At 45.6% G+C, this 12,626-nt stretch carries 13 protein-coding genes and 1 pseudogene; all 14 read left to right on the top strand.

Annotated elements, in window-relative coordinates:
• Nucleotides 1–99, top strand: a pseudogene (locus GOB85_RS17350) (IS5/IS1182 family transposase); the annotation flags it as partial.
• Between the two features lie 22 nt (nucleotides 100–121).
• Nucleotides 122–568: a phage terminase large subunit family protein gene (locus tag GOB85_RS17345; RefSeq protein WP_173578690.1), complete on the top strand. Its 447-nt coding sequence runs from the start codon at nucleotides 122–124 to the stop codon at nucleotides 566–568.
• Between the two features lie 50 nt (nucleotides 569–618).
• Nucleotides 619–2,124 (top strand): phage portal protein, encoded by a 1,506-nt coding sequence (locus GOB85_RS17340; RefSeq protein ID WP_338421797.1) that lies wholly within the window; start codon nucleotides 619–621, stop codon nucleotides 2,122–2,124.
• Nucleotides 2,125–2,697 carry a phage scaffolding protein gene (locus tag GOB85_RS17335; protein WP_173578689.1) on the top strand — a complete coding sequence of 191 codons (573 nt, stop codon included), beginning with the start codon at nucleotides 2,125–2,127 and terminating at the stop codon, nucleotides 2,695–2,697.
• 12 nt (nucleotides 2,698–2,709) lie between these two features.
• Nucleotides 2,710–4,077, top strand: coding sequence for a DUF4043 domain-containing protein (locus tag GOB85_RS17330; protein WP_173578688.1), 1,368 nt, complete (start codon nucleotides 2,710–2,712; stop codon nucleotides 4,075–4,077).
• 64 nt (nucleotides 4,078–4,141) lie between these two features.
• On the top strand, nucleotides 4,142–4,540 hold the full coding sequence (locus GOB85_RS17325; protein WP_173578687.1) for a hypothetical protein: 399 nt from the start codon (nucleotides 4,142–4,144) through the stop codon (nucleotides 4,538–4,540).
• Complete coding sequence (locus tag GOB85_RS17320) at nucleotides 4,540–5,220, top strand: hypothetical protein (protein WP_173578686.1); 681 nt, start codon at nucleotides 4,540–4,542, stop codon at nucleotides 5,218–5,220. Before GOB85_RS17325 ends, GOB85_RS17320 begins: the two co-directional genes overlap by 1 nt.
• Nucleotides 5,220–7,163 carry a glycoside hydrolase family 71/99 protein gene (locus GOB85_RS17315; protein ID WP_173578685.1) on the top strand — a complete coding sequence of 648 codons (1,944 nt, stop codon included), beginning with the start codon at nucleotides 5,220–5,222 and terminating at the stop codon, nucleotides 7,161–7,163. Before GOB85_RS17320 ends, GOB85_RS17315 begins: the two co-directional genes overlap by 1 nt.
• Before the next feature lie 8 nt (nucleotides 7,164–7,171).
• Nucleotides 7,172–7,345: a hypothetical protein gene (locus GOB85_RS17310; protein ID WP_173578684.1), complete on the top strand. Its 174-nt coding sequence runs from the start codon at nucleotides 7,172–7,174 to the stop codon at nucleotides 7,343–7,345.
• Between the two features lie 2 nt (nucleotides 7,346–7,347).
• Nucleotides 7,348–8,910, top strand: coding sequence for a phage tail protein (locus tag GOB85_RS17305; protein WP_173578683.1), 1,563 nt, complete (start codon nucleotides 7,348–7,350; stop codon nucleotides 8,908–8,910).
• Complete coding sequence (locus GOB85_RS17300) at nucleotides 8,910–9,335, top strand: hypothetical protein (protein WP_173578682.1); 426 nt, start codon at nucleotides 8,910–8,912, stop codon at nucleotides 9,333–9,335. Before GOB85_RS17305 ends, GOB85_RS17300 begins: the two co-directional genes overlap by 1 nt.
• Before the next feature lie 15 nt (nucleotides 9,336–9,350).
• Entirely contained in the window at nucleotides 9,351–9,668 is a 318-nt protein-coding gene (locus GOB85_RS17295) for a hypothetical protein (RefSeq protein WP_173578681.1), read from the top strand.
• 234 nt (nucleotides 9,669–9,902) lie between these two features.
• On the top strand, nucleotides 9,903–11,207 hold the full coding sequence (locus GOB85_RS17290) for a hypothetical protein (RefSeq protein ID WP_173578680.1): 1,305 nt from the start codon (nucleotides 9,903–9,905) through the stop codon (nucleotides 11,205–11,207).
• A complete protein-coding gene (locus GOB85_RS17285) occupies nucleotides 11,204–12,112 on the top strand; it encodes a hypothetical protein (protein ID WP_173578679.1) in 909 nt (302 codons plus the stop codon). Before GOB85_RS17290 ends, GOB85_RS17285 begins: the two co-directional genes overlap by 4 nt.
• The last annotated feature ends 514 nt before the right edge of the window (nucleotides 12,113–12,626 follow it).

Genomic DNA, 12,626 nt, shown 5'->3' with positions numbered 1-12,626 from the left:
ACGAAGGATGTCGAGACAACAATCTCGTCATCCTGCGCATGGTTGATGATTGCCCATATCCGCAGAGTTCTGCGAAAAATCAATCAAACCGCTTTCTGATTCAGGCTCTAACACCGATGAAATGGCACGTGAAATATCCAGAAAATACTCTATAAAAAAGAAATTGTTTTCGGGTGCTACGGAAAATTCATGCGACCATATAACGATATATCCAGATCCTTCCGGTCGTGCAAACAAAACGTCTTCTTGTGGGCGAACTGATATCTCTATTCTAAAGTCTTTTGGATTTAAAATTAATGTTATGAAGAAAGCTCCTCCCGTCAGAGATCGGCTAAATGTAACAAATGCTATGTTTGAAAACTCGGCAGGTGAAAGGCATGCATATGTATCACCACGATGTCGATCAAGTATAGAAAGCTACGAGCGTTATATTTATTGTGGCGGGACATCAGAGCCGGATAAAAATGGCGGGTTTGATCATCTTGTCGATGCAACAGGGTATTATTTCTTTTTTAGGTTTTCAAAGGCAGGTGCAGCCGTTGCTACGCAGGATTTTTTTGAGCGATAGTTCAAAATTTATTTTTATACAGAGATAAATATAAAGAAAGGTCATCAGGGGTGGATTGGGTTGAATTAAAAAAAACAATGATGTTTCCCTCTACGTTTCCACGTCGGACAAGGAATCTTCTGGCTCTCGAAAGGGTTCTGGATGGAACATTGTATGATCATATACCGTATCCATTTTTTAAAAGCTGCGATACCGACGGGACGTATATACCTATCAATCGACGGCGTCCCTCGATAAGAAGCCATCTTTGTAGTACAGTAGTTGATGATTCGGCATCTCTGCTTTTTAGCCAGTCTCACTGGCCAACTGTCGTCGCAAAGACAGAAGATGGAGCGGATGATAATGAGCGTGAGCATCTGATCAGGAATATTATTTCTGACCTGAACCTGGCTTCGGTAATGGAACAGGCTGCAGTTATGGGTTCTGTTGGGTCGGTAGCCATTCTGGTGCAGGCAGTCGATGACGATCTTGTCGTGGAAATAAAGAAGACATGTTTTCTTGAACCGACATTTTCCCTCTTTGATTCGCGAAGGCTTATACGAGTGCGGGAACGATACGTCGTTGATTCCGACGGTCTGGAGCGTGCTGGATTTGGAGAATATCCTCCAGGAAATTACTGGTTTACAAGAGATTTTACGGAAAATGAAACAGTCTGGTATCAGCCAGTAAAATTAGAGAGTGGTCAGCATACCTGGGACACTCTTGTGAAGGACGAGGCCAGATCAGTGGAGCATGGTCTGGGTATTGTGCCAATCGTATGGATTAAAAATCTTCCTGGAAATGATCCTGGCTCACCTGATGGAAAATGCACCTTCGCTGCAGGTATCGACGCAATGATTGATGCTGATTACCTGCTTTCACAAACAGTAAGAGGGTTAAGGTATTCAGCTGATCCAACAATGGTGCTTTCCACAGATGAGTATCAGTTGCCTGGTATGATGTCGCCGCAGATGCCAAAAGACGCATCTCACGCGATATCTTTACCGCAAGGAGGTGATGCAAAATTGCTGGAAATTAATGGTACTGGCGCTGCTGCTTCTCTGAATATGTGGGAAGCGTTACGAGCCCTGGCACTTGAAGCGATGCATGGGAACCGAGCTCATGGTGATCGTGTCACGGCAGCTCAGTCGGGCCGTGCCATGGAATTGATGTGTCTGGGATTGACGTGGCTTACAGGACGACTACGCAGGTCGTACGGTGAGTATGGTCTGGTCTCAGTTTTGAATCTTATTTGCCGTATCAGTCAGATTGTTCCCGACTTGAATGTTGCTGGAAAATTTTACGGACCAGTCAGATCCGGAAATATTTCCCTGGTATGGCCTCCATGGTTTGAACCAACATTTGGAGACATGCAGACTATGGCTAATGCGGTGCAGGCAGCTCGTTCTGCTAATGCGATATCAATCGATACCGCTATCAGGATGATGCGTCCGGCGACGCATGTTCAACATGTTGGTGAAGAAAAAAATAAAATAACCGATGATATTAAAGCACATGATGAACGTCTGAAAGCATTGGACGGTCAGGTTCAGGATCGAGATCCAACTGAGGTATAAATGAAATTATTTGAAAAACTTACGTGGTCGCCAGAAGATGGGGGGAGTGGTAACGGCGATATTGGTCCTGTGAATCGATCTGCAGCAGATAGTGTTGCAGATGCTTTTTCGGGGCAGCTCGCCCAGGTGCAGGCGGATCTGGCTGAAGCCCGCGCACGTAATTCTGCTATGGAGGCTGAACTGGAGCGGGTTCGTGTTGAGGCTGTTGTCACGGCGGAAACGCGTAATGCAGAAATGACTGAAGTAAGACGCAATGCTGCGATTAAAGCAGCGGCTGTTACGTCTGGTCTTGTGGATATGGATTGTCTTCCTCTGCTTGATATATCGAACGTCTCTGTCGATACAGATGGAAATGTAGTTGGTGTGGAAGAAGCGTTTTCTGAACTGAAGACATGTAAACCATTTCTGTTTCCGTCTCGCGAGAGAGAAGGAAAATTAACCGGAACTGCAAAAACTGTTGCGGCGCCCCGATTGAAGGCGGCAGCCCCAACATCGGTCCGTGATATGACCGAGTCAGATTACAAAGCGTCACTTAAAAAAATTGCTCCGTCTTATTCACGTCGTTATAATTGAAGGATCTAAAACTTGGCTATTGATAATTTCCCCGCGCAACTTCAGCCGATTATTCAGGAAGGCTATCTCGCTCGTGAATTTAGCGCAGCTCTTCAGTCGCGTATTGCATTCCGGGCGATTGCCGACCGGGAGATTTTCCCAAATCGTATTGGTGAAAGTATTACCAAGACAAGAAAAGGTCTGAAGGCGCCGGTTACGACGCCAATGAATCCGACGCAGAATACGAACTTCGATAACGGCCTGACACCTTCAACATGGTCGGTCGAGCAGTATACTCTGACAATTAATCAGTATGGTGATACGATCGACCTGAACGTTGTCAGTGAGGGTGTTGGTATCGCCGACCAGTTCCTTGCGAATGCAAATACGAACGGAATTCAGGCTCTCCAGTCGCTGGATCGCATTGCGCGAAATACGCTGTTCGGCGGTGGCTCGTCTGGTGTTGGTGGCTATATGGGTGGAAATACCCGTGTTTCGGTAACACTTTCAGCATCTGGCACACAAGTATCTGTGGACGATATCCGGGGTTTTGAACGTCTTTTAAATTCTTCCGGTCAGGTCGTCTCTGTTGCTCAGTCATCCGGTATGACAGTGACTGTCGGCAGTAATGCTTACACGCTGGTTGGTGTGGGTGCTGATGCCGTCAATACATCGACCGCGCCATTGGGGCAGTCCGGAAAACTCACCTTTTCGACGTCTGTCTCCGTAGCAGATGCAACAGAGGGAAATCCTGTAGTTGCCTCTACGGCTCCCCTGGTGCTGCGTCCGAATAACAAGCTGACAACATCGCAGCTTGTTGCTCCAAGCGGAAACTATGGGTCCAGTACTTATGTTGCTGGCGATACGCTTGGAATTCAGACGGTTCTCGCGGCAGTTGCTGCGCTACGAATGAATAACGTTCCGACAATTGACGGAGCTTACCATTGTTATCTGGATGACCAGCAAATGCTGGGATTGTTCCGGGATGGTGATTTTAAATATCTTTATCGTGGTGCGTATGGTAGCGAAACTTATCGTGCCGGATCTGTTGTGGAACTTCTGGGTGTACGATTTATTCCTACTACTGAAGCGCCTTTACAGGCGTCTCTGGGGGCAGGTGTAATCCATCGTGCGATTGTTTGTGGGCAAGGTGCTCTCATCGAGGGTGACTACAATGGTACGCTCGATATTCCTGACAGCGACAAGGCTCTGGTGGAGAATGTCGATGGAATCATGATGATAACTCGTGAGCCACTGGATCGCCTGAAACAGATTATCGCTCAGTCGTGGTATTGGATTGGTGGCTTCGCGCTTCCGACTGATGCGACGGTAAACCCATCTATTATCCCTACATCGACAAATAGTTACTTAAAACGAGGCATTATCATCGAAAGCCTGTAATGTGTTTCGGTGGCTCACTATTTGTGAGCCACCTTTGCGGATAATTTTAGTTCGGGAAATTATAATGACCGAAGGGTTATCTTCGATTGGTCTCACCGACGCAGAAAAAGTTAATTTACGGCGGTACTGCTGGTATCCGGTAATCGGAATCAAATCTAATATTCAAAATTCATGGCCGTATTTCGCAAAATATGGAACATTTGAATATAAATTAAATAACCTGTCCGACGCAGAAATAGAAATTTTGCGTTCTATGTTGATGACTCTTGCGTGTCTTGAATTGGGTCCTTCCCATGCGGCTCAAAATCTTGATACAGATAAAGCTTCCGTGTGGACGCATAACAAAACGGAAGTATCCGAGAGGATTTCACTTTTTAATCAGCAAAGACTTGAGCTTATCCGTTTTCTTGGAGTTGAACCTGGTCCAGGATGGTCTTCTGGTACAATTAGGTTCGTTATCTGATGAAATCGATATGCTTACAGAAAAAAATTGCAGCAGGTTTAGAAAAGACGGCTGCTATTCTTGGAGTAAATGTAAAGCAATACAGAGGTAACGTATCTTGTAATCCGATTCCTGACGGTTATATTTCTGATAAAAAATGTTTATTCGATTCTACTGCAGCAATGTCAGATACATCGCCGCTGATATGGGGGCATAAATTTGCATTTGGATCGATAAATACGTTTGGATTAATGCGTGGAGATTACCTCGTCGTACAACAGGATACTTCATTACCTGATATTCAGTGCGACACGTATTTTATATCGAGAATAGAACCAGGAAAGCCGATATTTGTAGTTTTGACTAATGAAATCATATCAATTTTTGAGAGTGATATTTCTTCAGATAATGGCCTGATGGGACTTCGCTCACCAGAAGGGCCAGTGTGGAGTCGTGATCATAGTGTTGCAGAGCAATGGCCTGTATCAATGCTGCGCAGTGGCAGTGGCGGTCGTCCTTCAACGCATCTTGGTACAGATGTTCCTGCTGGCGGGTTTGAGATATTGATGCCTGCTATAGAGAATGTGGAATTGCATCAGGGGTTGCGTGTCAGAACAGCTGCGGGCAATTCATATCATATCTGGAGCGTAGAAACGACAAATTTTGGATGTCGGCTAACAGTTTCTGCGGATCAGGTGTAATGGTACAAATCTGTGAAGTTGAATCTGCACTGGCAAAAGCCGTCGCGGATTATATTTACCCGGATTCTTCTGGCGAGGTAATGACATCTGCAATTGGTTTCGATGTAAAAATTTGTCGAGGATGGCCGCAGGAAACTGAACTAGGTAATGATCTGATGGCGTCACCCGGAGTGGGTTGGATAACTGTTAATCAAAAAGCCGGAAGCACTGTCGATAAAACAAGGTATCGGAGAGCCTGGTATTCCAGGGAAAATGATACAGCATTTGGTCTAACCCTTCTAAGTGCAAAATCAGGTGATACCGTTACATTTCAGGGAGTAGCCGCATACGAAGGAGTCGCGGGTGCTGTCATCGATAATATAGCGTATCCTGTTCAGGTGAATTCCGGAGATACTGCTGTGTTAATCGCACAGAAAATTTCTGCTAAAATCAATAATATCGGACATTCTGATGTGTCATGCTCCGGTGCAACGTTGTCAGTAAATTATCCCGATACGATATACGGAAGAGTTGGCGAATGTGTAACCGTCGCTCGTGAATTATCACGTACAGAACAAGGTTTTAATGTTTCTATTTTTGCACCATCTATAGAAATGCGAGATATTATGGAGCAGGCGGTTCTTGCAGCGCTTCTGGAGGCTCCATTATCTGATCTGGATAAACGTGAGGTGGGCTATCTTGATTTTTCCGGTCGGGAAATAATCGATACAAATTTGAATGCAAATTTATATCGTCTTGATCTTACATGGAAAATCGAGATTGCGTGGACAGAGACTATGCAGTCTGTTCCGGCATTATGGCCCGTTGGAATCGTAAATTCAGACTGGGCTTTCGGTGTCGGAGGAACTGCTATTCCCGCGGCACTTCCGCCGGTGGGCGCTATCAGATTCGATGCATGGTACGATATGACCAATTCGATTGATCAGCAATGTGCGACAGCCCTGGATGCTCCGGAGTGGTTATACCGATTGCCTGGAAACGCGGTCTTAGATTCGAAAGGAGTTGCGTCATGGCCGGAGGCATCTCAACAATCTATAGATCAGGAAATTTCAAGTGCAATTTCCTGCGGATTATCGTTCTGGGCCTTTGATTCTTATGAGCAGGATAATACGCTCAGTCTGGCCCTTTCTTTATACCTGTCTAGTAATAACAAAGGTAGCCTTCGCTTTTGTATGATTGGCCAGTCTTCAAACTGGTCTGATACTGATAGTGAAGATGGTTATGCTGATGTTCTGAAACGAGACATCAATCTTATGTCCCGCAATGAATATATGACCGTAATGAATGGGAGACCGCTGTATTTTGTCCTGGATGCGAGCGCAGAACAACTGGCAGGCTTGCCGGGAGGGCTTAGTCAGGCAATTACATTTGTACGCAATGCGGTGTCAGCTGCTACGGGACAGAATCCCTATATTGTGTATCTTTCCGGAGCTGCGCTTGCGGATTATGACAATACAATCGCAGCACAAAATGTAGGAGCAGATGCTGCCGGAGCGTACTGTACTCCGCGTCTCTCCGGAGCGCCGCAACCGTATTCAGCACTTGTACGGGCCGCCGAGAATGATTGGGATGGCCGGTCGAATACTGGCTTTCCAATGATTCCGACTGCAATGACCGGATGGGATCAAAGGCCACTTGTAGACAGACCTCAGGAATTTTATCCATTGAGTCCGGCTTTAACGGATTCGAATTATTACATGCAGGCATTGGCACCTGACATAGCAACACATATTATGAATATGACAACATTCTTACAGTCTTCGACAGAATCTCCTGCGTCTGTGGGATTGATTTATGCATGGAATGAGTTTGCCGAAGGCGGCTGGCTTGCACCGACATATTCACAAACAGGACCAGATACAACTCGTGTTACTACGGTGGGGTCAGCTATAAAGAATGCAACGCATGAAAGTGTGTTTCCAGATCTTCCATTTATTACGTAGAGAGACCAATGGAAAAAACTTTATTAGTGGTGTCGGATTTTGGTCCTTATAAAAAGGGAGATCTGATTGAAAACAAGATGACGATAGCGAGTATTATGAATTCTGGTCAGGCAAAATTTGTCATTGTAGTTAGTATGCCAAAAATAGCCGCAGCTCGTGTTGTTGAGCAGAAAAGCGAATAGAAATGGGTATAATTTCTCAAAGTGGATCCCTTAATACTGCAGCACTTGCTGTTCCGGATCTTTATGTTCAGATTCAGACTGCTGGAAGCACCTCTCTTTCAGGCGCTTCGACAAACGTTGTCGGTCTTGTCGGTACCGCAACGTGGGGGCCAGTTAATACGCCGGTAGTGTTTGGGACGTCACAGGAACGGATCGCGGCGTTCGGTCCGATGCAGACATCGGTATTTGATCTGGCGACCGTTGTGTCGACGGCTATTGTTCAGGGCGCGAGTGATTTCGTTGGTGTGCGCGTTACTGACGGGACAGATACTGCAGCATCTTACGCGTTGCTTTATGATTCAACGGCTGGAACTTACCCGGTTCTTCTTTCGGCGAAATACAGTGGAACTGCTGGAAACACAATCAGCCTGGAGATGAGTGCAGGATCGGCTCCGGGAACATGGAAACTTGTGTTGCAGATGCCAAATGCCTTACCGGAATCATTTGATAACTTGTCTGTAGCCCAGGGAAATGTGTCTTTCTGGGCTAATCTCGTGAGTGCAGTAAATAATGGACAGTCGGCGACACGGGGTCCAAGTGCGCTGGTTGTGGCTTCGCCTGGCGCTAATTCGAATGTATCTCCGGCCGTTATTACGGGTCAGACATTTATGAACGGCCAGGACGGCAACTCGGGTGTATCAGCACAGAGTCTCGTTGGTTCTGACGGTGTCGCAAGGACTGGTATGTATGCATTGCGTGGGCAGAGCTGCAGTATCGGTGTTTTAACGGGTGTAACAGACTCAACAACATGGTCGACGCAGATTGCTTTTGGTCTTGCTGAAGGCATGTACATGATTGCATGCGGCCCTTTGGATGAAACTATTTCGGATGCCTTGTCGAGACGAACATCCGCGGGTGTGGACAGCTATGCGCTGAAGGTGATGCTGGGTGACTGGTTGTATTGGTACGACTCTGAAAATTCGATGACGAGGCTGGTGTCACCTCAGGGGTTTGTCGCAGGACGCCTTTCGACGTTGTCTCCGGAGCTACCCAGTTTAAATAAACAGTTATATGGAATCATTGGAAGTCAGAAAGCAGGTCTTACAGCTGACGGACAGACCCTGACGTATTCGTCGGCTGAACTAACATCTTTGTTTCAAAATGGTATTGATGTCATTTGCAATCCTGCTCCCGGTGGCGCGTACTGGTGTGTAAGAGGTGGGTTTAATGTTTCCAGCAACCCGGAAATTGATGGTGATGAATATACGCGGGTAACAAATTTTATTGCCGAGACAATTTCGAATGGGATGGGTATTTATATCGGGCTGGCTATTTCACCGACGTTATTTTCCAATGTTGAAGCAACTTTAACGGGATTTCTATCAGATTTACAGTCACAAGGTATTATCGGCAGTTCATCGGGAAGTTCTGCATATTCCGTGGTTTGTTCGTCAGTAAATAATCCGCAGTCGAGAACTGCACTCGGTTATCTCCAGGCTGATATCAGTGTCACCTATCTTGGCGTAAACCGTAAATTTATTGTAAATATAAATGGAGGGGCCGACGTGACGGTTTCAAGTAACTAATGACTGCGCCATACACTATTGGGCGTCAGGGCTCTATCATATTGATCTGGAATGGGACACGAGTCGATCTGGAGGATGTAGTCGATTTCCAGGTGCGGCAGGAGATCCGGGTTCAGAGAACAAATCCACTGAACAAACCTCCTATAGAATTTAATACTCCGGCAGGATGGAGAGGTAGCTTTACTATAGATCGTGGTAACTCGGCTCTGGATACGCTGTTTAATGCTGATGAACTGGCATTTTGGAATGCTAACACAATTTCGTCCGGAGTGCTTTACTGTTATATTCAGGAGGCCGATAGTTCGATATCAAAATATGAATATTCTGGTTTAACTCTGACATTTTCCAATGCAGGAAAATTCGACGCGGAAAATATTGTGACGCAAACAGTACAATTCTTCGCCAGCCAGCGCCGGGTAGTCTGATTTCGAGGAGGAATAATGTCGGAAAATATTATAATAAATACCAAATGTGGAAAAAAATTAGAATATCGGGAAATGAACCCGGGTGAAATACTTGATTTTATTCTTTCTTGTGGTGGTGACGGCGCCAGGAACGAGATGTACCTGAATGCTGCCCAGACATGGTGCTCGGTACGCGCTATTGATGGAATACCACTACCGTTTCCGCGTAACAGGGAAGGAATTAAGGATCTTGCAAATAATCTTGGTATAGATGGAATCAATGCAATTGAAGAATATATTTCTTCGGAGACTGCCAGGGATTCCGATAATCAGATGGAAGAAATAAAAAACTAGCGTCCTCCCCGTCTCTTTGGACGATTATGGCTCTCCTCCGCGTGAATGTTCCCTATGATGTCATCCTGAAATGGGATTGGCGAGTTCGCGCGGCGGCTCTTGTTATTGCGGGCCGACTGGACGGGGAGGATTATTGCTGGGAACGTGGTATGTGGATAGAGTGATTTAGAAATCGATCTTCTATATATTTTAAATTTATGGCATTTGTTGTGAGGATCTGTGGTTTCATTACGAATGTTCGGCTTTGTAACCCTGAAGCGGGACAATAGATCATTCAATATTATCCCCGATAAACTCAATAAAAGCACAATTATAAATCAGTTTTTAGGTTCGAAACTTAACAACGTATGGGAAAAATACAAGAAAAAAGAGAACGGTATTCTAAGAATGCTGTCTTCAAGAACAAATAAGTTACCGTTTTCTACGAGAATATTTACTGCGCATGCGAGTTCATGGCCCGGCTTTGCTGGCCGACGTGGTATTACTTCTTATACGATGCGGCGAAATGAACCACGCAGGCCTTCGGTTAGTGTGAACAAGTCCGTTCGACGTCGGGAGGCATATAGCAATCAGGAAGTCGCGGGCCTCCATGAGGCGGATCGATCGGGGCGTGACAAGATAATTTTCGCAAATCCGGGGCATACACAGTTCGTCCTTCATTCTCGCGAAGCGCGTGGTACCATTCTGGCTGGTCTTACGGCATTTAAGGCGTTATCCAGTCCGGCAGTTCGTATCGACGTTCGGAATACAATTCGCGGAAGTTCGGAGGTGGTGCACCAGTCTTCCAGAGGAAGTGGTGCGCCTGTTTTGAAGTTTTTTAACAGAAAAAACAGTGAGAAGCTTCTTCTGCCGTCAGCGTATGTCCAGAAAAGTGATGAATCAGGAACGGGCTTCAAAACGAGTTCTGGTACTCTTATAAAAAATGCAAAAAAGTGGATATATGATGGCCGCTTAGCTTCAAAAAAACGCGTAGGTGCATTTTCTAATGATTTGAGTTTGCCTTCGCGAAGCTATGTGCCCACTGTATTTGAGTTGAGTGGAAGTACACAGAAAACTCATTATGATCGTAGCAAAAAAAAATCGGAATCCGGTAACTTTGGACGGATGGGAAGTGTTCACGAGTCGATTATAAAAAATAGAAAGACATCATCAAATGGAGATAATTTACTGATGTCTGAGGCGATGTTTACGTTTCGTAGAAACCGGTCTGCATTGATGATGTCGTTTTCCAGGAAGGGAAATACGTCTGGCGAGTCTGACAGGCTTCGGATGACTGGAAGCAGACGGCCAATGCAACGTTCGGAAATCACCTGGAATGCCCCTGCTCATCTCGCTGGACACTCTGACATCGGGAGAGTTGGTGAACCGGATCCGCCACGAAAAACTCATCATCAGGCAAGTCATGTACATGTTTCCAATGTCTCTGAAATCGCGGATGCTGTTGTGCGAAAATTTGGAGACGGTCTTTCTGCTGCTCCGACGACTTCACCACTTTCATGGGTGCAAAGCACTCCATGTTACCCGGGAGTGCATTTGTGACCAGTTTATTAGGCGTGCTTGGGGCTGTAGGTGCCGCTATTGGTGGTCAGTCATTCACTCTCGGTAGTGTTGAGTTTCTTGACACGGAGGTACCGTCCTCTCTTTCGTGCGGCGGATATCAGGATGCATCAGTTCTGCATCGTCCCGGTGGTGGCAAAACTGTTTCTCTGGCCGGATATTATGAGGAACCACTTATCTGGCAAGGTGTGTTTCGTGGTTATAATGCATTATCGCGCGCTAATTTAATCGCTGCAATGGTGCGTGACGGTGGAATTTATACATTCACAGGTGCGGGGTTGTCCCGTCAGGTTATCATTACGTCATTCAGGGCAATATATACAGATAATGGCAGCGTTATGCCGTATAGTATCGTTTGTGAGATTATTCCTTCTGTTGTGGCGACATTCAACAGTACCAAGTCAGGTCTCGCCAGTCTTATTGGTGAAGATGCCAGTGCCGCTGTTGAGGAAATCAGCGGACTTGTTGGTACTGTAGGCGCCTATGTTTCTTCGGCTACCAGTGCAGTTTCTACGTATGTTGGGAAAATTACACCGCTGGCCAACTTGTTTGGTGCAGGAGGACAGCTTTCAAGTGTCTCTGCAACTTTATCCGGTATTTCAACAGATACAGGGGCATTGTCATCTATTAGCAGCCAATCGGCAATTAATGCCGTTGGAACAGAGCTTGTTTCAGGACAAACTGTAGTTTCTTCCCTCATGAATACGTCTGGAACAGAATTATCATCCATCGCTGCAAATGCCGGGACGGATGTAGTGCCAGACTCAGGTTCCCTGGCGGCAAGCGTGGCACATTCAGGGGTTGTTGCATCCGCGGCACAGGCTGGTGCTTACCTTTCCCGTGCTATCGGCAACGTGGGAATTTCAAATGGAAGTACAGTATCATAGTGGAAGAATGATTATAAAGTAATTTATCAAAATAGGGAAAAAAATTGTCAAAAAGTATTCAGGTAAGTCCGAGTGACATTTCTCTTTGGCACATAGCGGCTCGGTTTCTCGGTGATGCTACTCAGGCAAATCGAATCATGATCCTGAACAATCTGTCAGATACATGGATTTCATCGCTTAATACGATAATTCTTCCGCCTGTTGATAATAGTCAGACTGGTGGAATTAACACATAATATAATATATTATATATATTAATTAAATTAAATTCTATTAATTAAAGTAATAACATTTTTATTTTGGATAATTATTGTGGTCTCGCTAAATCAAAAAACGTCTGACCTTTCAGGGGTTATAAGACCGCGAATAATACTGAAATCTGCAGGAAACAGTCTGCCAACTCCTCAGTGTCTGACCGAAAATGAGTTGAGTGATTTCAGCGGGTTATGATTCATGGGTTTGCGATAACCTGATGAGATCAAGATGGCCTGGACTGAAATCACCCGAGCGCAGT

This window comes from Acetobacter fallax (genome assembly GCF_011516735.1).
Lineage (GTDB): Bacteria > Pseudomonadota > Alphaproteobacteria > Acetobacterales > Acetobacteraceae > Acetobacter > Acetobacter fallax.
Note: the sequence above shows the minus strand (reverse complement) of the source record. Positions and strands in the feature narration are given on the sequence as shown.

Excerpts from the sequence above, each read along its gene's own strand:
- GOB85_RS17345 (WP_173578690.1), top strand. The coding sequence starts at position 122 with ATGGCACGTGAAATATCCAGAAAATACTCTATAAAAAAGAAATTGTTT.
- GOB85_RS17335 (WP_173578689.1), top strand. The coding sequence starts at position 2,125 with ATGAAATTATTTGAAAAACTTACGTGGTCGCCAGAAGATGGGGGGAGT.
- GOB85_RS17325 (WP_173578687.1), top strand. The coding sequence starts at position 4,142 with ATGACCGAAGGGTTATCTTCGATTGGTCTCACCGACGCAGAAAAAGTT.
- GOB85_RS17320 (WP_173578686.1), top strand. The coding sequence starts at position 4,540 with ATGAAATCGATATGCTTACAGAAAAAAATTGCAGCAGGTTTAGAAAAG.
- GOB85_RS17315 (WP_173578685.1), top strand. The coding sequence starts at position 5,220 with ATGGTACAAATCTGTGAAGTTGAATCTGCACTGGCAAAAGCCGTCGCG.
- GOB85_RS17310 (WP_173578684.1), top strand. The coding sequence starts at position 7,172 with ATGGAAAAAACTTTATTAGTGGTGTCGGATTTTGGTCCTTATAAAAAG.
- GOB85_RS17305 (WP_173578683.1), top strand. The coding sequence starts at position 7,348 with ATGGGTATAATTTCTCAAAGTGGATCCCTTAATACTGCAGCACTTGCT.
- GOB85_RS17300 (WP_173578682.1), top strand. The coding sequence starts at position 8,910 with ATGACTGCGCCATACACTATTGGGCGTCAGGGCTCTATCATATTGATC.
- GOB85_RS17295 (WP_173578681.1), top strand. The coding sequence starts at position 9,351 with ATGTCGGAAAATATTATAATAAATACCAAATGTGGAAAAAAATTAGAA.
- GOB85_RS17290 (WP_173578680.1), top strand. The coding sequence starts at position 9,903 with ATGTTCGGCTTTGTAACCCTGAAGCGGGACAATAGATCATTCAATATT.